Source organism: Streptococcus sp. 2020WUSS084 (assembly GCF_044427445.1).
In the GTDB taxonomy this organism is placed as follows: domain Bacteria; phylum Bacillota; class Bacilli; order Lactobacillales; family Streptococcaceae; genus Streptococcus; species Streptococcus suis.
This window is the reverse complement of record NZ_JAOTGC010000002.1, coordinates 81204-99678: the sequence shown is the minus strand read 5'-3', so window position 1 is coordinate 99678 and position 18475 is coordinate 81204. Positions and strand designations below refer to the sequence as shown.

The following is an 18475-nucleotide window of genomic DNA, read 5'->3' as shown; positions in this document are numbered from 1 at the left end:
CGTATGAAAAAAGAAAACTTTCAAGATAAATTGATCAAACGATTTTACGGTATCGCAGGGCCCTTGGATGAATTTCGCCAAAAAGAAGCCTTCCGACTAGGCAATACCTGTTTTATCCTACTCTTTTGGGGCACCATGGCTCTTACCCTACTGGCGCTTGCCTTATCTAAGCGATTCCCAGAAGTCGTTGCCTACGGCTACCCAACTGCTCTACTCCTATCCACTCTTTCCTCCAGTATGTATATGACATCCAAGATGCGTCACAGCCAAGTGGACAGTTTAGATGTAGAAGAACTGACTAGCAAGGAACAGAAACAACTCAAGGGAGCAAGCATCAAATTCGCCCTCTATTTCACTACTGTTATGTACATCTGGGTGGTTGTTTTCGGTGCCTGGATGGAGGGGCTCAACCCTCTCAACCATTTATTTGACCTCCGAAAATTCCTGTCAGCCTGTCTAGGTGGTGTTTTCACAGGCATTGCTATCGAAATCACGCTTCGCAAGCGCATGAAAAAGGCAGAAAAACTAACTGTCAGCTCTGCTATTTCAAAAGAAGAACCCAAGTGGATCAAAAATATGATTAAACGTTTTTACGGTATCCGCGGTCCTTTAGACGAATACCGGCGCAGCCAGGCAGATGCTATCGGCGGACAGACCTTTATCTACTACTTCTACTTCCTAGCTCTTGGAAATGCCATCGCCTACTTCTTAGCCTACCGCTATCCTGTGGAGGTAGCTACCTACTATCCAATGACAATTGCTCTCTTTAGCTTTATCCTAATTGGTGTCGTCAATATGCGTACCCTCTATGCTGACCTGCCTCAATATGACGTGGACGAACTAAGCCCTGAGGAAAGACAAGCCCGGCCCCTTAACCCACTTCTCTGGGGATTGGGAGTTGCCCTGCTATCTAGCCTCTTTGCTGGGCTGGCAGACCTCTTTAGCCTCCAGCTCCCCCTACTGGATTCCATCTTCCACGTAAAATCCCTCTTCTTCGGTGGCATGATGGGCCTCTTTGCCAGTCTAGCCCTGTCTGCCATTGCCTATCTGCAAAAACTGGAAGCAGATTCTGCCAAGAAAAAATAAGGACCTAACACCATGAATAAACCCTTCTCCCCAAAACAAACCTGTCGATTCTTTGTTCTATTTTATGGTTTATTTTCTGCCTTCTTCATCTACTCTTACATGGTCAAGGAGCCGATTAACGGTTCATTCTTGCTCATGCTACCGACCATCCAAATCATCAAATCCTATCAAACAGCAGAAGAAAAACGCTACTTTATCATTCAAGCCATCTTTGCCCTGTTTGCCATGACCTTGACCTATTCCGTGGGCATTTGGTTAGGACATGTCAAACCACTTATCCTCATCCTTCCTGCTGGATTTGCTGCCGCTATTCTTTATCGGATTTATTTCAAAAAGGAGAAACCAGATGAACGTTGACAACCCGAAATTCATACTCACTTTGATTGTTCTCTCCTATACAGCAATTTGTAGCCTGTATATACATAGCTACCTTACTGGGGACAATCCACCAATCTTTATCTTACCGTTCACTATACTTCCAATCTTGAATAGTGACTGGCAGACTAGTGGCCCAGAAGCAAATGCTTTCCAAAAAGCTATCTATCTTTATCATAAACCACTGCTCTGGTTTCTCTTTGCAGGTTTTGCCCTAACTTTCTCCATTGTATTTTTCGCTGGAAAAATTCAGCCACTTCATGCTGGATTTTGGGGAATGTTAGCCATCCTACTCTTCTTTAGACAATTGAAAAAGTAATCTGTATCCAACATTTTACAAAGTAGGATTTTTTCTATAAAATGGATTGTATATGACATTCAAATCCATTCTCAAACAACTCAAACTATTTGATTATATCTTAATCGGATTCACCCTAGTTTTATCCTTTCTTCCAGCAATTTTTACCTATACACATCTGACAACAGATACAAATGAGGCAAAAACAATTGCCTATGTCCGCATCAATGGTGAGGTGGTCGACCAATTTGAATTATCAAAGGACACACCCCATCAAGAAAAGACCTACTATCCCAATGAAGGGCAATACAATATCATTGAAGTTGATGGCGAACGCATTCGTGTCAAGGAAGACAATAGCCCAGACCAAATTGCCGTTATGACCAGCTGGATTAGCCAGCCGGGTCAGCTCTCCGTCTGCCTGCCACATAATCTCTTGATTGAAATCAAATCCGTTGGCGGAGAAAGCACTGATGAAGAAGAACTCATTTTACCACTATAGTCTTTTAGTTTACTTTTAGTACTAGCTCCAAAGGTTTGGGAAATCTTTGGAGGTTGGAGATAAAGCGAACAAAGTTCGCATCAAAAGCCGCAGGCATAACTCAATGCTTTCTTATTTCTAGGCATTGACTTGAAACAGTCCCCCAGACTGTTTCAATCAGGCAAGGCGAGTTCAAATACTCCAGTGGAGTGTTTGAAGTTGGAAATTGAGGCTGGGCAAAAAGCCCAACCTCGCTTCTCAGGGTTCGTGTCAACATCTCAGCGCAGTGGTTGATTGGCAGATTTGTTCGTGTTTTACACTCCAAATCTGACCTTACGATTGTTGCGAACAAAGTTCGCTTTATCTCCAACCTCAAAAGGTTCACTGAACCTTTTGAGCTGTGCGGGGGTGGGAGTGAAACAGTCTGGAGATAGACTGTTTCAGCTCAACAACTGGAAATAAGGACTTGTTGACGAACTCTTTTTGACCAGTCGAGTTCTTTCCCGCTCCCCGCTCGTCGAAGTAATAAACGAAAAACTAAATGACGATATAACAAAGAAGACACAGCCTGATGAACGACTGTGTCTTTCCTTTTTAGAAAATAAGGGCTAAAGCAAGTATCACCACATATAGCAGCGCAAAGAGTACAAAACTCTTTACTGCCTCGATAAAGGTTTCCCGTTTGACTTGCTTTTTCAAAAATGTTTCTAGACTCTTATAAGCAGGCCAAACACCGATTAAACCGGCCAGTGCCCAAATCGGTAAGAATCCTATCAGACAGTAGATTATCCACAGCAACCAAGGTAAACTTGCCAAGACAAAATACAATTTAAGAGCATTTTTCTTGCCAATATAGTAAACCAGAGTATAACGATGGTTGCGAGTATCTTCCTCTAAATCACAGGTGTTGTTAGCCAACATGATATTAGCAATCAAAGTAACTAACGGAATAGACATTAAAATGATTTCCAATATCCTTGTCCAAGAGAATTGCAGGGTCATCCACTGGCCGCTCACTTGGCTAGTCAGTAGCAAATCTGGTTGCTGAATAAATACAGCAAGAAAGAAGATACCAAATCCCATGGTTACTCCAGAGAAAACTTCACCCAGTGGCATTCTCGAAAGCGGAATAGGTCCAAAGGTATAGAAGATACCAATGAGGAAACAGAGAGCTCCCATCGGTAGGAGGAGCCAACTGGTCCGCCATACAAGGAGTAATGAAACCAATAGAGAAAAAACAAGTAGGGCAAGGACGATTCCAATCATCTGACGGAAATCTAGGGAGAATTTTCCAATCACATTGCTTTCCTGACGATAGGTTTCATCCTTGGCCTTGTGGTAGTCCATGCTATTGTTGATGGCAGTTGTACACATGTCAAAGCTAAGGACGGCAATAATGAAGAGGAGAGTATTGAGCCAATTGAAAGCTTGATAGCGATACAGGCTCCATAAAATCCCCAGGGTCATCGGAAAAACACTAGCTACCTTGGTCTTCATTTCAACAAATTCTAGAAATACAGGCAAACTGAGCCCTTTAGTTGATTTATTCATTGACAAGATGATACTCCTCATTCGTTAATTCAAAGCTTTCTTTCAAGCCATCACTCAGATGAACGCCCTGCTCCTTATCGATGAAAACAGCTTCAACACCGTCAATCTGATTGATAAAGTCAAGACCTTTTTCCACACCTAGTAAGAAGAGAGTTGTGGATAAGGCATCTCCTTGGATAGATGTTTTGGAAAAGACTGTCACACCTGAGATATCGTTTTCCACAGGATATCCAGTTTTGGGATCAAGGATATGGTGATATTTGACACCGTCCACCTCTAAGTAGCGCTCATAAATACCTGAGGTAACAACCGAATCATGTGTCCCTGGCACAGAACCGACTGTTGATCCACGCACTTGGTCTGGGTCCTGAACTCCAACATTCCAACCATTTTGCGTCGTTGGCGAATCCCCCATAACCACTACATTCCCACCTAGATTGATGATAGCGGTCGTAATCCCTTTGCTGGCAAACAATTCTCTAACCTTATCTGCAATGTAACCTTTGGAAATGGCTCCTAATTCTAGCGTCATTCCTTCCTTGATAAAGACGGTCTTCTTCTCCTTATCTAAAGCAATGTCTTTATAATTGATAAATGGCAGAGCAGCTTTGATTTCTTCATCACTCGGCTTACGTGCATCCTCATCTCCAATTTTCCACAGATTGCTCACAGCTCCAATGGAAATGTCAAACAGCCCCTGACTTTCTTTACTCCTGTCAATAGCTGTTTCAATCACTTCAAAGGTACGTTCATCTACCTTGACAGCTTCTTTTCCTGCTGCCTGATTGATACGGTAGACATCTGCCCCTTCCAAGTTTGTGGACAACAGACTTTCCATCTCCTTGATATAGGAGACAGCTTCATCCATCGCTTCTTCCTGATTTTCATGATAAATGCTCAATTGCACTACTGTGTGAAGTAAGCTTTCACTACGAGTCAACGGAGTTTTCACAACAGATAAACTTTCGTTTTGTTTACCACCACAGGCAACAAGCAAAAGCATCAGTAGCCCCACGAATAATAGACTTGTAATTTTTTTCACTGATTTCACCTTCCCCCAAAAATAAGAAGACACAGTAGCCAAACAAGTGCGACTGTGTCTTTTCTGTATAGACTTAATTAGTCAAGTTTTACAGTTTCTGTTTTTCCTTCAGCAGCTGCTGCAAGAAGGGCTTCTGCACTCTTCTTGAAGTCCTCAGAAGTATGAGTTGCACCTGATACAACTTCAACAGCTGAGAGTTCTTGTTTCTCAACCAAAGCTGCATTGAGTTGTTCAATTGCTTCACCGGCAGAAACTCCAGCTTTATCTTTCATTTTTTTGTTGTACTCTTCATTTGCTGATTTAAGACTTCCATCTTCCGCTTCGTAGTCAAATTTTGACTCACTAATTTTTCCATCTTTAACAGTCAATGTGTGAACAATTTTGTAGCCATAATCGTCTTTGCTTGACTCAGCTTTATAAGTACCATCTTTCAATACTACTGTTTCTTTAGTTGAAGATGAAGTTGAAGTAGATTCTTGTTTAGACCCGCAAGCTGCGAGTGCAAATACCGCACCAAGAACTACCAAACTTTTCAACACAACTTTAGTTGTTTTCATAACAATACTCCTTTTGTAAAGTAAATAGTTTTATATTTATAATGATATACCTAATTAGAGAAAATGTCTAGTTATTTTTTAAAAATAATGACTAAAAACTATTGCCACCAAATTTTGCATAGATGCAGTCGATAACTGTGGTATTCTATCTGCAAAACTCATCATTTTTTCCAAATAGCTAACAATCAGTTTCTCTGTTTTGACAATAGCATGTGTTGCAAAAATCCTATCTGTAAGACTTTCCAACCCTTCTGCTGTAGGGGATTGAATATAAGCCCGCAATTGCTGCTGGATAGACTTGTCTTCTCGCATAGCAAATAGTAGCGGTGCAGTATAGATACCGTTTTGAATATCTTGCAATCTAGGTTTTCCTGATTCTGCTACATCCAGCTGATAGTCAATTAAGTCATCTCGTAACTGAAAGGCCATGCCAAGTGCTTGCCCAGACCGAAAAGCCATGCTACTGTCTTTCCTAGATTGACCTGGTACAAAACTCCCCAACTGACAGGCAAGTCCAAATAGAAAAGCTGTTTTTCCTTGAATTTGCTTGAGATAGGCTTTCATAGTCATATTGGCATCAAATTGATTGAGTAGCTGAGATAATTCCCCTCGAAGAATTGTTTCCATCAGCTTATCATTGCCCAAATCCAAATCATCACGTGATACTTCTAGCAAACGAAGTCCTTTTCCAAATAGTCGACTTGAATAGGCAAGAAGATAATCACCCGTGTAGATAGCGATTCGATTAGAAAATTGTTGATGAGCCGCCGTGACTCCCCGCCGTTTATCCGCGCCATCAATCACATCGTCATGAATCAGAGTCGCCAGATGCAGGACTTCTAAATGGGCAGCAAAATATAGCTTTGAACGGCTAATCTTTCCTTCCGTCATTTGTGCAAAGAGCAGACAGAGGCCGGCACGCAGGTATTTTCCTGGCGCCTCTACATATTCAACAATCTTCGCTGTAACTGCTGGATGCAGGACCATCATCTCAGATAAGATGATGGATTTTACCTCTTCAAGTCCCCTCTCAATCTCAGGATAGGTATTCCAAATTTGATGTACCACTAACTTTCTATATTTCCTTTATTTTTTATCCTTGATATGGTAAATATGCTTCGGCTTTCCATAAATCTTCTTGTCTAGGAAACGACCCAACCATGGCATGATCCAGTAGTCTAGACCGAAGGCTCTACCCGCACCGTTCATAAGAGAAATAGCTGCTGGGATGAACCAAATATTTACCCAGTAGAACATGCCTGACAGGCTGAACATAACTACCAAAGCAACGGTTGCAGCAGATACAATCCATACAAAGGCACCAGCAATCAAAGCCAGACCAATACCGATTTCTGCTACTGTCATAAATTTTTGCATAAAGAGTGCTACTTCTTGGTTTGGCATCATAAATTCCATGATAGTAGCAAACCAATCAGGCATTTTGTCCAAAACAGCCATCGGTGCTTCACCATAGGCATAGCTCAAACCAAAAATTGGTTCAGCGGCTTCTGCCGCAGCAGTTGCCGCTTGTGAGGCACTTGAAACCGCCTCAGCAGCGGATGCACCAGATACTGGATCAGCTAACCAAGGGAATGGGAAGACAACTTGATCCCCAAACCATGATGTTGTTCCAAATAGACCAAAGGCTTTCTTGATACCTTCGTAGAGCCATACTGAACCATAAAGGACACGCATTGGCACAGACCAGAGAAGATTTCCTTTGCCTGAAGTATGACCGCCAAAAATGTTTCGCTTATTCTGAATGTCAAAGAATTCATGACGAACATAAGAACCCATGTAGAAGAAACTACGGATGGTAAAGAAGTAGAGTAGGTTTACCATGTGTTTGACAGCCATTGCCATAAAGCCTGACATGTGGTATTTGTCCATCAAGAAGGCTACACCGTAGCGTGCCCCAATAGATACCATAAACCCATCATATTTACCTTTGTAGCGATGTTTTTCGCCACCCTTGATTGCTGCAATAATATTACTTGCCGCAGTATGGCCTGTCTGTTCAGCTGCTTGTACAATCTGTGGAGTTGGTTTTCCTTCTGATTCTTCAAAGTAAACCAAGTCACCAGCTACATAGACATTTTCCTTGCCTTTCGCTTCCATGAACTCATTGGCTACCAAACGACCTGCACGTGCTTTTTCAATACCAAATTCACTTGCGTCTGTATTGGCTTGAACACCAGCTGTCCAAATAGAGGTATAGGTAGGAATTTGACGACCTGATGAAAGTGTCAAGCTATCTTCTTGTACACTTGCTACACCATCGCCAAGAACCAATTCAACACCTTTTTTCTCAAGGTATTTGCGAGCCTTGACTTGCTCTTTTTCAGTAACCATAGCCAAGATATTTGGCGTTGCCTCAACAACCCTAAGTGAGAATTCTTTTGGATCCAACTTGAACTCACGTGCCAAAATTGGTACCCAGTCAATCAACTCACCGATCATCTCAATACCTGTGAAACCAGCACCGATAACGGTAAAGGTTAAAAGAGCGCGACGTTTGGCTTCATCATGCTCACGCATGGCACGATAGCAAGCATCAATCATGTGGTCATGCAAACGTTCCGCTGCTTCGATAGACCAAAGTGTAAAACCGTGTTCTTTAACACCTTTCACACCAAAGTCATTAGCCTCACCACCCATTGCAAGGAGCAGGTAATCAAAATCCAGAGTTTGGTGTTCTGCAACTACTTGTTTCTTATCGTAGTCAATCTCAACAACCTTGTCTGTTACCAATTGAACCTTTGGATATTTTTTGAAGATACGTTGAAGGTCATACTTGATTGCATTGGCTTCTACACGCCCTGCCGCAACTTCATGCAACTCTGTCATATAGGTATGGAAAGAGTTCTTATCAATCAAGGTAACTGTTACATCTTGATTCTTTTTAAAGGTTTTCCCTAGCAATCGAGCTGCTGCAATCCCCGCATAACCAGCACCGACAATCACAATATTTTTCGTCACAATGTTTCCTCCTTGTGAAAACCAAAACAAATTACATGTTTCCATTATAACGCATTCCAAGATAGTTGACAAGCAAATTTCAATAATTAGTAATATATGGCAGACAAAACTTGCCATAGTGAACAAAAACAAGTATGATAGTAAAATAGATAATCGACTAGAAAGAGTTTTTTCTCTACACCCATGAATTCTAAACGTCAAACACTTAACTTTATTACGATGTTGGCAGCTCAGGCAGTTGTCATTTCTTTGATTGAACGACTCATCACCCCCCCATTTGCTTTTGCTCCAGGTGCCAAGCTAGGACTGGGAAATTTGATTAGCTTAATTGCTATTTTTACCCTCCCTACAAAGGATAGCCTAAAGGTTGTCGCACTACGCTTGCTCATCTCAACCTTTCTGGGAGGCACCTTTTCAACCTTCCTCTATGGCTTTGCCGGAACTACTTTGAGTTATATAGGAATGCTCTCTGCCAAGCAGCTCGGTCCCAACCGTGTCAGTCCTATTGGAATTTCTATTCTGGGCGGGATGTTGCACAACCTTGGTCAGCTTCTTGTTTTTGCTACCATTGCCCGTTCTTTCTATGTACTAAACTACCTGCCAATCCTCGCTTTTACAGGAATTTTATCAGGCTTATTGGTCGGACTGGCTGCTACCTACCTCCTCCAAAAGGTCGGACCTTTACGTCACTATCATCAACAAGTCTTAGCAGAATGGAAATAAATCTCCCTAGGTCAACTAAGGAGATTCTTTTTATGGTCCGCACCACTTTTTCATTGCCCATAATAATTTCCCCATAATTCTGGTGTCACAAGTAAAATGAGCCACCCCATATAAACACCACTTATAAAATCCATGGTAATAAAAAATAATGAAGCTTTCAAGAAGAGAAAAAATCAGGTTCTTTGCGTGTTTTAGTCGTACATTTTCTTTCTTTTGTGCTACAATATCTTCATCTTTTATTTTTTTTGAGAAAAGGTAGAATTATGTCACCATTTAGGATCAAACTTTCTCCCAGTCAGCGAATCATTATCAGTTTCTTATTCGTAATTCTGACTGGATCAATTTTACTAAGTCTTCCCATCTCACAAATTAGCACCTCTACAGCAAGTTATTGGGATCATCTCTTCACATCTGTCTCCATGGTTTGTGTAACAGGGCTATTTACCAAAGCCGTTGCTGAAACCTATTCTACTTTTGGACAGATTATCTGTATGATGCTAATCCAAATTGGTGGTTTGAGCTTGATAGGATTCATCGGTCTCTTCGCTTTACGCGGTGGTCGTAAAATGAATTTCATCAATATGGCAACCTTACAAGAGGCTCTAAACCGATCTGACACAAAATATTTTCGTAGCTTCCTCAAATCAGCTTTTGGTTTTACCTTGGCAGTCGAAGCCTTTGGAGCCCTCTTACTTTCCTTCCATTTTGTACCTGAATTTGGATGGGCGAGAGGTTTATTCACCTCGATTTTCGTAGCTATTTCAGCCTTTTGTAATGCTGGTTTTGATAATTTTGGTGCAACTAGCATCATGCGCTATGTGAATAATCCTCTGATCAACGTAACATTAGCCAGTCTCATTATTATGGGAGGTCTTGGATTCTCGGTTTGGTTTGACCTTCAAACACAAATCGGGCAAAAACGTAGCCTACGAAAACTAGGGTTCCATACAAAGATTGTTCTAGGCCTAACAGCCATTATACTGACCCTCGGAACTCTGACAACCTTACTCACCGAATGGAACAACCCTTCTACTATCGGGCAACTATCATTTGGCCATAAATTATTAGCCAGCTTTTTCCAGACGGTCACCATGCGAACCGCTGGTTTTGCCAGTATCGACTACACGAAGGCTGAACCGATCACCCTCTTGCTCTATATCTTTCAGATGATGCTTGGCGGAGCCCCAGGTGGAACAGCCGGCGGTATTAAAATAACCGCCTTCCTAACCTTAGTGCTCTATGCTCGTAGCGAGATTCTCGGTCTCCCTCATACCAACTTTATGGGTCGAACCATCGATAACCTCAGCATCCGCAAAGCTTTTGCGACATTCTCAGTCTTCCTTCTCATGTTCATCATCGGGCTCTTCGCACTTGCCCTAACAGATGACCGACAACCACTTCTATTTTTAATGTTCGAGGTCATGTCGGCACTAGCCACTGTAGGTGTTACGGCCAATCTGACTCCAAGTCTAACCATGGCCGGTCAAGCAGTCATTATGGCACTCATGTTCTTCGGCCGTATCGGTCCACTTTCTATTCTCGCAAGCCTTTCTGTTCGAAAATTATCTAAAACTGAAAGTCTTCAATACGCAAAATCATCTATGCTTGTTTAAAAGGAGAAATCATGCCAAACTATACTATCGGAATTCTCGGTCTGGGAGTTTTTGGTACTACCATTGCAAAAACATTACACAATTACGATTGCAATATCATTGCTATCGATAATCATGAGCAACGTATCAATCATCTAGAACCTATTCTCACGCGCGGTATTGTCGGAGACATCACCGACCGCTCGCTCCTACGTGCCGCAGGAATCGGTAACTGCGATGCTGTTGTTGTAGCTACTGGCGAAAACTTGGAATCCAGTGTTCTTGCCGTTATGCATAGCAAGGTCCTAGGTGTCCCTATGGTCATTGTCAAAGTCAAAGGAACAACTGCGAAAGAAGTCCTTCTTCGTGTCGGTGCCGATAAGGTTATTTCTCCCGAACGCGAAACTGGTATTTCCCTAGCGAAACAATTACTCCACCGCGATACAACCAGCCTCTTTGAGCTCGAAGGCAATGTTTCCATTGTCGAGTTTCACCCGCCAGTAAAATGGATTGGAAAAACACTTGGCGAATTAAAACTTCGCCAACATTATAAACTCAATATCATCGGTTACCGAAGTGGCGAAAATCAGGAATTAAACATCCAACTGACTCCTGACTATGTCTTCAAATCTGACGAACTCATCTTAGCAGTAACAGACCATAACACTGTCGATCATTTTGAAGAGCTGACAAATTAAATAACAAATTTACGCCCTATACTCCGTTTTCAGGAGAAATATTTCATCCCTAGAAAGCCTACTAGATTATCATTTATCTAGTGGGCTTATCATCTGTCAAAAGGAGACGTTATGAATGATTTAACCAAAGGAAAGCCGATTGCGGTCATCTTACAATTCGCTATTCCCTTGTTAATTGGCTCTTTTTTTCAACTGGCCTATAATTTTGCTGATTCCATGATTGTGGGGCATACTTTGGGAAAGGATGCTTTTGCAAGTGTCGGTTCGACAGCCAGCCTGATTTTTTTAATCATCGGTTTTGCCCAAGGTGTTACCAATGGATTAACCATTATTTCTGCCCAACGCTTTGGAGGTGGCGACTTAGAGGGGCTTAAAAAATCTTTTGTCCACGGACTCTTCTACGCTTCCCTCATCAGCCTTTTACTAACAGTCTCAGCCTTAGCATTTTTGAAACCTATCTTAGTCTTAATGCAAACGCCTGTGAGTATCATCGACCACTCCCATGCCTTTCTAACGGCCATGTTTGGAGGATTGACCTTTACTATTTTTTATAATTTCCTGTCTTCAGCCCTACGCAGTCTCAGAAACTCTAAAACACCTCTACTGGCTCTAGTTATCGCTTGTTTTATCAATATCGGTCTGGATTTTTTCTTTATCTTAGTCATGAACTGGGGCGTTTTCGGAGCTGGCTTTGCAACTATCCTTGCCCAAGTCTGTTCGGTCCTCTTTCTTATTTTTTATATTGTCCACAAGGTACCTCACTATCATATTGGACTAGCTGATTTAAAATTGGATAGGGATAATCTCAAGAAACATGCCCAGCTTGCTTTTCCAATGGGATTTCAAGCCAGTATTATCGCCATCGGAGCCATGACCTTGCAGTTTATGGTCAACCAACTAGGAACAGACGCCATCGCCGCCCAGGCCATTGCCCTTCGTACTGACCAGTTGGCTATGTTGCCCATGGTCAATCTGGGCTTGGCTATCGCAACCTTTACTGCTCAGAACTACGGTGCCAAGCTCTATGATCGTATTCGAGAAGGGGTGCGCCACTCATTACTCCTCAGCATTGCTTGGGCCATTGTATTTGCGGTCATTCTCATCTTGGGCAATCGTTTCTTTTCTGGTCTATTTCTGCCAAATGCCAGTCAAACAGTTCTGGACTTGGCTCTTGTTTACTACATCATTAACGGCTCTTGTTACTGGATTGTTGCTTCCCTCTTTATTCTCCGTAGCTTTATTCAGGGACTTGGCAAGGGCTTTATTCCAACACTAGCAGGCTTTGGGGAATTAATTTTCCGAGCAGCAGTCGCCATCATCGGCATGCAGTATTTCGGTTTTTATGGGACTGCCGCCGCTAACCCCGCCGCCTGGATTGGAAGCATCATCGTCCTGATTCCAAGTTCCATCATCTTTATGAAAAAGTTAAAAACGGGACAAAGTATATAAAGAAAACGCATGAAACTCTCATGCGTTTTTAAAATAATATTTTTGTAGAAATTGAATATGAAGGAGATGCCAAAGCATAGCGTAGCTGATCGCCACTACAAAAGCTATGCCATATTGCCAATTAAATTCCAGCACAAGGCTGACAAAAAGGATGATGCCAAGAAGGACCAATAACAAACTACTTGTCTTTTTCTTATCCCACTTAAAATAGGCTAACAAGGGTTGGTCAGGACAAGCTCGCACTTCCTTGAACTGTTTGAAACTAGCTCCAAGACTGGCTCCTGCCGCCCCTATAATTGCACCACAATAATAGTGAGGAAGGACGTAGACCGACAAATAAGCGACCGTAACATAGGCAAGCACCAACAAGGTGTACATCAGTTTTTTCATGACAAATCCTCCCTGAACCTATTATATCTCTATTTTATCATTTACAAACTAAGCAAACAAGTAAGTACATGTTCTCAAAAACACAAAAAGACTAGAAAACCTAGTCTTTTACTTGTTTTTTTAGTAACGTAAGTTTAGGAATTGGGATCATCCAAACTGCGGCCATGCAAGCCCTTTTCACGTTGGACTTGACGGAGTTTCTCTGGCGTCACGTCATTACCATCTTCATCAACCAGTTTAATCCCCTCAATATGATGACGGATTGCTCGACGATACCCCTCAATATATTCTTCCCTGAGCTGAGCCTGTTCAACTTTTTCCTCTGGTGTCAAGGTACCAGCTTTTTTCTTTTTAGCCAATTCATTGATCCGATCGATTTTTGCTTGTTCCATAGTAGCTCCTTTTATCTCTTAAAACACGGTCCACTTCCCTTGATTGTCCGGTAAATACGCTTCCTGTGGTATCAGAGGATTATAGGCAATTCTCACCACATCAACATTCTCTAATTGTCTTTTTCCTGTATAACTAACCGGAATTGGACCTAACTTAATAACTTCACCTATCCTATAAATAATAACATCATAAATTTCATAGGTTTTTCCATCCACATCATAAGCATAAACATAGACATAATTCTTCTTAAAACGTAATTGCCTCATAAAACGCCCTTGCGTTTCAGCAGTACAAAGTTTCTGTTTACACTTTTTGCGAATAGCAGGTTTAGCATTGCCCTTTTCTATCTTAGATGTTCGCCACATCCAACGAATAAAGAAAAACATAAGAACAATCAGCACAAAAGCTTGCAAAGGAATGATAACATACAACTCTATAATTCTGAAAAGAGACATACTACCTACTTACTATTCAAGAGATTGAAGACCGCCACAGCACTTGCCTTATCCGCCAAGGCTTTCAGTAGAGCCAAGCGGTTGGCTTTGATTGCCGCATCATCTGCCATGACCATGGTATTGTCGAAGAAGGCCGCGATGACTGGGCTAAGAGCAAAGAGCTTGTCCAAGTTGCCTGCCATGTCTTCTATCAGCTCCAAGCCTGCCACTGCAGCAGCAAGGGCTTTTTCCTGGTCATTTTCAAAGAGGGCCTCGTCAATCGCAGTCACCTCCGCCTTTTCAGCCAAGTTGAAGACACGTGACAAGTTTTCCACGGCTTCCTTATAGTCAGCCTCTTTTGATTTTTGGAAAATAGCAGAGCTGGCTGCCAGTTGTAGTCTGACCACAAAGGTTGAGCTGGCAAGTACAGCCTCACGGATGTCTTTCGGAATCGCCTTATCCATCATCTTCTCTACACGAGCACGGATAAAGTCCATCACAGCTGGCTGGTTGTCATAGGTCAAGCTGGAAAAGTTCAAGCTGTAGAGCTCCGCAATCAACTGATCCAATGGAATTTCCCAACCAAATGCTTCCAAGATCCGCACGATACCCTGTGTCGCACGACGCAGAGCGTAAGGGTCGTTTGAGCCAGACGGAATCAAGCCAACTGAGAAGAAGGAGAGAAGGGTATCAAACTTGTCAGCCAGTGCCAAGACTGCACCGACCTTGCTTTCAGGCAATTCGCCTTCTGCAGAGTTAGGAAGATAATGCTCACGGATAGCTGCTGCTACCGCAGGTTTTTCCCCTGCAAGAAGGGCATACTTCTCACCCATGATCCCTTGCAATTCGTCAAACTCCCCAACCATACCCGTCAAGAGGTCAAACTTGTAGATGTCCGCCGCACGTGCCACATCCGCTTTTTCATCCGCAGACAAGCCTGCCAAGTCAGCCAATTTTTCTGCGATGACTTTAGTGCGTTCCATGTGCTCGTAAAGTGAGCCGATTTTCTCATGGAAGGTTACGACTTTAAGGCGTTCTACCAAGTCAGCAATCTTGAGTTTTTGGTCCTCACGCCAGAAGAACTCACCATCTTCCAAACGTGCCACCAAAACTTTTTCATTTCCTTTGATGACATTATCAATGTGCTGGTCGTTACCGTTGCGGACGGAGATGAAGTTTGGCAAGAGTTTGCCAGCCTTATCACGCACTACGAAGTAACGTTGGTGATTTTTCATAGAAGTCACCAATACTTCTTCTGGTACTTCCAAATACTTGGTATCAAAGGAGCCCATAAAGGCAGTTGGGTACTCGACTAGGTTGAGAACTTCATTGAGCAGGTCTTGGTCAATCTCGACTGTCACATTGTGTTTGTCCTCGATCGCCTTGATTTGCTCGACAATCATATTTTGACGCTCTGCGGGGTCTGTAATGACAAACTGTGCACGCAAGTCAGCCTCGTAAGAATCTGCACTTGCAATCTCGGTTTCATTTCCAAGAAAACGATGACCACGGCTGATGCGAGCTGATGAAATATCCAAGAAATCCATATCCAATGCCTCGTCGTCCAAGAGAACGGTTAAGGTGTGGACAGGGCGGATGTAGGCGAATTTGTTGGAGGCCCAATTCATGCTGACTGGGAAGGTCATAGCCTTCAAGACCTCCGGAATGCCGGACAAAACTGCCTTAGCTGGCTGACCAGCTTCATGTTTAGTCACGTAGACATACTCTTCACCCTTGATCTCGCGGAATTCGATGTCAGCTGTCGTCAGGCCTTTGCCACGGACAAATCCTTCTGCCGCCTTGGTGAAGTTTCCGTCTGCGTCCAAGGCAATCTTCTTAGCAGGACCCTTGAAATCTTCGGTCAGGTCTGTCTGCTGGTCCGCTAAGCCACGGACACGAACAGCCAAACGGCGTGGCGTTGAAAAGACGTCAATGCTGTCAAAAGCCAAACGGTTGTCTGTCAAAAAGGTTGCCATGCGGTCACGCAACTGGTGCATGGCTGGGGTTACGATGTAGGCAGGAATTTCTTCCAAGCCAAGTTCAACAAGTAAATTCTTTGTCATTATTCTGCGTCCTCCTTCAACAATTCTGCTCGTGTTGCTTCATCTAAAAGTGGGAAACCTAATTTTTTACGCTCTGCCACAAAGGTTTTGGCAACGACACGGGCAAGGTTACGGATACGGGCAATGTAGCCTGCACGCTCAGTTACAGACACGGCTCCGCGGGCATCCAGCAGGTTAAAGGTGTGAGAACACTTGAGCACATAGTCAAAGGCTGGGTGAACCAATCCCTCTTCCAAAGCCCGCTCTGCTTCTTTTTCAAACTTAGTAAAGTTTTCAAGGAGCATATCCTGGTCTGATACTTCAAAGGAGTATTTTGAATGCTCATATTCTGGCTGGATAAAGATTTCGCCATATTTAACGCCGTCTGCCCACTCGATGTCATAAACGGAGTCAACTTCTTGGATATAGGAAGCCAAACGCTCCAAACCATAGGTTACTTCAGCTGTGACTGGACCTGTCGCCAAGCCACCGACTTGTTGGAAGTAGGTAAACTGCGTGATTTCCATACCGTCCAACCAAACTTCCCAGCCCAGACCAGCTGAACCTGTTGACGGATTTTCCCAGTTGTCCTCAACGAAACGAATGTCGTGCTCCAAAGGATTGATGCCCAAACGCTCCAAAGATTCCAAGTAGAGTTCTTGGATATTAGAAGGCGACGGCTTCATAACCACTTGGAATTGGTGGTGCTGATACAAACGGTTTGGATTTTCCCCGTAACGACCGTCCGCAGGACGACGACTTGGCTCAACATAAGCCGCATTCCAAGGCTCAGGACCGATCGCACGCAAGAAAGTATATGGACTCATAGTTCCCGCACCTTTTTCCGTATCATAGGCTTGCATCAACATACAACCTTGTTCATTCCAAAACTGTTGAAGGGTTAAAATGATTTCTTGAAACGTTAATTTTTTAGACATTGTTTTCTCCTTTTATTTATATTATCTTTTTAAATTTATTTATCAAGCAACCAAGAAAAAGCTGGATCCTGAAAAATATGACGTTTGGGAACAGTTTGTAAATTCTGATCGCATTCATCTATTGTTCCTAATTTCAAAGCACAAACTTCTGGTATATTTTCTTGAGTAGTGAAAATTTGACTGTGACAGTTCTGGCAGTAATAACGTTGTTTCCCTGGAGATGAACTATAAGTAACCAACTTCTCTTTTCCATACAATACCAGGTTTTTGCTGCTAACTTTAGCATTAACTGTGTAGGCTGACGCAGTTACTTTCCTACAGAATGAGCAATGGCAAAAAACTATTTCCGACAATTCTTCATCTAAAGTGTAGGTGACTGCTTTACATAAACAAGATCCTTTAAGCATGATACTCCTTTCCACTTAGGTATTAGACGAAATTCAAAAAGAACCGAATTTCAACACCCAAGCCTTGCGACTAGGGGCGTCGAGAACGCGGTTCCACCCTAATTTATTACTTCATTTGTATGATTCTGATTGAGTCGGACATGGTCACGACTGGGAAAGCGCCAATTATTTCAAGACTGGCTTGGCTTTCACTCTCCCAAGCTCGCTAGACAGGCTTTTGAAACAACCTTCTTTCATGCTTAGTATTGTAGCAGAAAAATCAGCGTTTGTCTAGAAGGAACACTATTTCCCAATCGCAATATTCCTTACAAATATTACAATGGCATAGTAGGCGTATCGCAATCTAGTAGATATTTTTCAGGTACAACTCCCAAGAATTTCTCTGCTTGTTGACTGATAAAATCAAAGGCATTTTCCAAATCTTCTACTCTATCAGAATTGACCAACTCCATGACCAAGAAAGCATTCTTTGTCTCATCCGTAATCATGGTTCGCTCACCATCACGCCAGTTGAAACAGCGACATACCGCACCTTTATCATCCTTATAACATACCTCACCTGGCAAGGTTGGTTGATTGACCTCATCTCCAATCAGATAGAACTCATCTCCACCCTCGGTAACTGTTAAATGTAAATCGCCTACAAAAGTATCTATATCTTCCGCACCACATGGAAGACCAAAACGCAAACTTGCTGCATTATAAATATCCACTAAGGGCGAGATTGTCGAAACTGGACGGTCACTAGCGGAACGCTTCAAAAGTGCTTCAATACTAGAACGTGCACCTTTTTTAGTTTTGAATTTTTGATAAGCTTGGCGATACGTTTGGATGACTTCATTTTCACTAAAAGTATCTTCTGTAAGAAATTTCTGGGCAATTTCATTACTTTCTTCCAGTAGTTTCACTAAATCTTCTGGTGATTCTGATGGCGTTTTATACCCCTTCAATAATAGAACTCCAATTTTTGCATCTGGAAATAGACTCCAAAAAGATGGATCAACAACAAATTGTGACATATTCTTACTCCTTTTTTATAC

At 42.5% G+C, this 18475-nt stretch carries 20 protein-coding genes; 8 read left to right on the top strand and 12 right to left on the bottom strand.

Annotated elements, in window-relative coordinates; genetic code table 11:
* Positions 1–3 precede the first annotated feature (3 nt).
* Genes ODU50_RS01855 through ODU50_RS01840 form a run of 4 tightly spaced genes read left to right on the top strand, consistent with a single transcriptional unit; the run spans position 4 to position 2261 of the window.
* Positions 4–1086 carry a DUF3278 domain-containing protein gene (locus ODU50_RS01855; protein ID WP_014638528.1) on the top strand — a complete coding sequence of 361 codons (1083 nt, stop codon included), beginning with the start codon at positions 4–6 and terminating at the stop codon, positions 1084–1086.
* A 12-nt stretch (positions 1087–1098) separates the two neighbouring features.
* Positions 1099–1443, top strand: coding sequence for a hypothetical protein (locus tag ODU50_RS01850; RefSeq protein WP_014638529.1), 345 nt, complete (start codon positions 1099–1101; stop codon positions 1441–1443).
* Entirely contained in the window at positions 1433–1780 is a 348-nt protein-coding gene (locus ODU50_RS01845; protein ID WP_014638530.1) for a hypothetical protein, read from the top strand. The genes ODU50_RS01850 and ODU50_RS01845 overlap by 11 nt, the downstream gene beginning before the upstream one ends.
* A 52-nt stretch (positions 1781–1832) precedes the next feature.
* Entirely contained in the window at positions 1833–2261 is a 429-nt protein-coding gene (locus ODU50_RS01840) for a NusG domain II-containing protein (RefSeq protein ID WP_002938002.1), read from the top strand.
* Between the two features lie 573 nt (positions 2262–2834).
* Here ODU50_RS01840 and menA read toward each other — a convergent pair.
* The 5 genes from menA to ODU50_RS01815 form a co-directional block, all read right to left on the bottom strand.
* Entirely contained in the window at positions 2835–3791 is a 957-nt protein-coding gene (gene menA, locus ODU50_RS01835) for a 1,4-dihydroxy-2-naphthoate polyprenyltransferase (RefSeq protein ID WP_161947058.1), read from the bottom strand.
* Positions 3784–4833, bottom strand: a complete 1050-nt coding sequence (locus ODU50_RS01830) for an FAD:protein FMN transferase (protein ID WP_105153489.1) — start codon at positions 4831–4833, stop codon at positions 3784–3786. The genes menA and ODU50_RS01830 overlap by 8 nt, the downstream gene beginning before the upstream one ends.
* A gap of 77 nt (positions 4834–4910) precedes the next feature.
* Positions 4911–5390: an FMN-binding protein gene (locus tag ODU50_RS01825; RefSeq protein WP_024382897.1), complete on the bottom strand. Its 480-nt coding sequence runs from the start codon at positions 5388–5390 to the stop codon at positions 4911–4913.
* A gap of 78 nt (positions 5391–5468) precedes the next feature.
* Positions 5469–6458 (bottom strand): polyprenyl synthetase family protein, encoded by a 990-nt coding sequence (locus tag ODU50_RS01820; protein WP_024412971.1) that lies wholly within the window; start codon positions 6456–6458, stop codon positions 5469–5471.
* An 18-nt stretch (positions 6459–6476) separates the two neighbouring features.
* Positions 6477–8369 carry an NAD(P)/FAD-dependent oxidoreductase gene (locus tag ODU50_RS01815; protein WP_105153490.1) on the bottom strand — a complete coding sequence of 631 codons (1893 nt, stop codon included), beginning with the start codon at positions 8367–8369 and terminating at the stop codon, positions 6477–6479.
* A 183-nt stretch (positions 8370–8552) separates the two neighbouring features.
* Between ODU50_RS01815 and ODU50_RS01810 the strand changes: the two genes are divergently transcribed.
* The 4 genes from ODU50_RS01810 to ODU50_RS01795 all read left to right on the top strand — a co-directional run bounded on the left by ODU50_RS01810 (position 8553) and on the right by ODU50_RS01795 (position 12831).
* On the top strand, positions 8553–9092 hold the full coding sequence (locus ODU50_RS01810; RefSeq protein WP_029751726.1) for a Gx transporter family protein: 540 nt from the start codon (positions 8553–8555) through the stop codon (positions 9090–9092).
* Positions 9093–9355: 263 nt separating this feature from the next.
* A complete protein-coding gene (locus tag ODU50_RS01805; RefSeq protein WP_105138997.1) occupies positions 9356–10705 on the top strand; it encodes a TrkH family potassium uptake protein in 1350 nt (449 codons plus the stop codon).
* 11 nt (positions 10706–10716) lie between these two features.
* The gene (locus tag ODU50_RS01800) at positions 10717–11382 is read left to right on the top strand and encodes a TrkA family potassium uptake protein (protein ID WP_002938014.1); all 666 of its coding nucleotides are present in this window, start codon (positions 10717–10719) and stop codon (positions 11380–11382) included.
* A gap of 111 nt (positions 11383–11493) precedes the next feature.
* Entirely contained in the window at positions 11494–12831 is a 1338-nt protein-coding gene (locus ODU50_RS01795) for an MATE family efflux transporter (RefSeq protein ID WP_105153491.1), read from the top strand.
* An 18-nt stretch (positions 12832–12849) separates the two neighbouring features.
* On the opposite strand, the gene ODU50_RS01790 is transcribed toward ODU50_RS01795, so the two are convergent.
* From ODU50_RS01790 to ODU50_RS01760, 7 genes are all read right to left on the bottom strand, one after another.
* Positions 12850–13221, bottom strand: a complete 372-nt coding sequence (locus tag ODU50_RS01790) for a hypothetical protein (protein WP_024414523.1) — start codon at positions 13219–13221, stop codon at positions 12850–12852.
* Between the two features lie 134 nt (positions 13222–13355).
* Positions 13356–13613: a DUF896 family protein gene (locus ODU50_RS01785; protein WP_002942632.1), complete on the bottom strand. Its 258-nt coding sequence runs from the start codon at positions 13611–13613 to the stop codon at positions 13356–13358.
* Between the two features lie 18 nt (positions 13614–13631).
* Entirely contained in the window at positions 13632–14045 is a 414-nt protein-coding gene (locus ODU50_RS01780) for a hypothetical protein (RefSeq protein ID WP_141669227.1), read from the bottom strand.
* A 29-nt stretch (positions 14046–14074) separates the two neighbouring features.
* Positions 14075–16111 carry a glycine--tRNA ligase subunit beta gene (gene glyS / locus ODU50_RS01775; protein WP_105153492.1) on the bottom strand — a complete coding sequence of 679 codons (2037 nt, stop codon included), beginning with the start codon at positions 16109–16111 and terminating at the stop codon, positions 14075–14077.
* Positions 16111–17028 carry a glycine--tRNA ligase subunit alpha gene (glyQ, locus tag ODU50_RS01770; RefSeq protein WP_029172793.1) on the bottom strand — a complete coding sequence of 306 codons (918 nt, stop codon included), beginning with the start codon at positions 17026–17028 and terminating at the stop codon, positions 16111–16113. The genes glyS and glyQ overlap by 1 nt, the downstream gene beginning before the upstream one ends.
* A 35-nt stretch (positions 17029–17063) precedes the next feature.
* A complete protein-coding gene (locus ODU50_RS01765) occupies positions 17064–17435 on the bottom strand; it encodes a GFA family protein (protein ID WP_029172794.1) in 372 nt (123 codons plus the stop codon).
* 314 nt (positions 17436–17749) lie between these two features.
* Entirely contained in the window at positions 17750–18454 is a 705-nt protein-coding gene (locus ODU50_RS01760) for a B3/4 domain-containing protein (protein WP_203181230.1), read from the bottom strand.
* Between the last annotated feature and the right edge of the window lie 21 nt (positions 18455–18475).